Raw genomic sequence first — 1,829 nt, forward strand, 5'->3', positions numbered from 1 at the left:
TGCACTTCAAAGTTATAGCCGTGCTTCATCGAAACACTTCTGGGGTCATCTACCGGATAAGTGGTGGGAGTAACGGTGCTTTCTTCACAACTAATCCATGAACCCCAAGGGGTTGGTCCACCACTACAGTTTCGTTCAGTACCAGCGAGGGAAGTGTACTGTTTGACCAGTTGACCATTGGCTCCCACTACTAGTGTTGTTGTGCCTCCGAGACACATGGGGTCATACTTGATATACTCTACTGCTACCAATCCATGTTTATCCAGTTGATGGGGGCTAAGTTCATGATTGCGCACTAGGGCAGTATTACCTCCCGGTGCAGGAAAAGCCGCCATGCCATCGGGTCTACCAGGCACCAAATTGCTATCAGTCATGGTGTCACCTGTGCGGGATAACACTTTATAACTAAATCCGGCTGGCAGGTCTAATAATTGATTAGGGTCTGGCTTAAGTGAGCCGAAGCCTTTAGCTCGAAATGATTTACCAAGGGCCTTCTTGGCAAAAACCTCTTTCAACGGGGATGCTAGAATTACACTGGCGGTGCTAGCACTGGCTAAGGCAAAGAAGTGACGTCTTGATAAAGTCATTGGTGAATAACGGATAGGTGTTTGATCACTCAGAGCCATCAGCTCTATGCCCATCAGGATAAATCGTCGAACTATCCAAGTAGGCATCACAAAGATCGACGTTCTCGGCTCGAAATAAGTTGCAACCCCTCAACTGAGCCTTAGTAAGGATAGCTCTTTTCAGGTTAGCATTACTCAAATTGGCATGGCTGAGATTGGCATGGCTCAGGTCAGTGTCCCTCAAATCTGCTGCTTGGAGATTAGCACCAGCTAGATTTGCGCCCTGTAAATTGGCACGACGTAGATTTGCTCTGAACAGATTGGCATTCTGAAGATCCGCCCCAGAGAGATTGGTCTGGTAGAGCTGGGCATCACTTAACTGAACTGCTTGAAGTTGAGCTTGCTGCAACTTGGCTTGACTTAGATTAGAGTAGGGCAGGTAAGTCTTTTTAAGATTGCTGCTAGTCAGGTCAATTGCTTGTATATCTGCTTCAAACAGGTCAGCTTCACTGATATCTACTCCACTAAAGTCTCGTCTACCCCTAGCGTATTGTTCAAGTAACTCGGCTCCACCAATCTTTTTCATTGCGCTATAAATAGGTCAGCTTTTGCCGCCCAATACCAATTTATAAAATAATGTCAATGCGTATTTATGCTTATTTATTTTATAAAGGTATAACTTTGTAGCGCATTACACACTTAATTATAATTCTTTTTTAATATTTGTGAACATTTGCTACGTAAAAATAAAAATACTTGACAAAATAATTTTATTTTAATAAAATTATTTAAGAAAATTTTTTCGAAATTTTTCTTAGGTAGGGAGCAGGGACTTCGGACTTCGGAGCAGGGAACAGGGAATAGGGAACAGGGCAAAAATCCTGTGTACGTGATTAGGCTAAAAACCGCTATATCAATAAGGGAGCAGGGAACAGCGGATCACCGGAACAGGGAACAGGACAAAAATCCTGTCAAGATATAAAGCAAAGCTTCATGTTCTGTTGCAACTAAGATGTCAAAACTGCCAGTATCCATCGCTCAGCACTACCACGAGCGCACCAAATATGCTCCAGAAACCATATCAGCCAAAAATAAGGGCTTAGACTGGGAGAAGCAGCCGATACCGTTTAAAGACTACAAAGTTGGGACTAACTTTGACCTAAAACCATACTTCTCACAAGACCGGGAGCAGTTTACCTCTGAACCGAGTAAAAGTTGGTGGCGGCTATCCCAGTTACTACTGTGTAGTTATGGTTTGACAGA

Annotated in this window: 2 protein-coding genes and 1 pseudogene; 1 reads left to right on the plus strand and 2 read right to left on the minus strand. The window is 43.6% G+C overall.

Annotated elements, in window-relative coordinates; translation table 11 throughout:
• Both F6K20_RS36760 and F6K20_RS36765 read right to left on the minus strand, forming a co-directional pair.
• A partial coding sequence (locus F6K20_RS36760) for an alkaline phosphatase PhoX (protein ID WP_287298154.1) occupies positions 1 to 674 on the minus strand: 674 nt, incomplete at its 3' end.
• Entirely contained in the window at positions 613 to 1,152 is a 540-nt protein-coding gene (locus F6K20_RS36765; protein WP_009149535.1) for a pentapeptide repeat-containing protein, read from the minus strand. The genes F6K20_RS36760 and F6K20_RS36765, both read right to left, overlap by 62 nt.
• Positions 1,153 to 1,578: 426 nt before the next feature.
• Between F6K20_RS36765 and F6K20_RS36770 the strand changes: the two are divergent.
• Positions 1,579 to 1,829: pseudogene (locus F6K20_RS36770) on the plus strand (SagB-type dehydrogenase domain-containing protein); the annotation flags it as partial.

Source organism: Moorena sp. SIO2C4 (assembly GCF_010672485.1).
GTDB lineage: Bacteria > Cyanobacteriota > Cyanobacteriia > Cyanobacteriales > Coleofasciculaceae > Moorena > Moorena producens.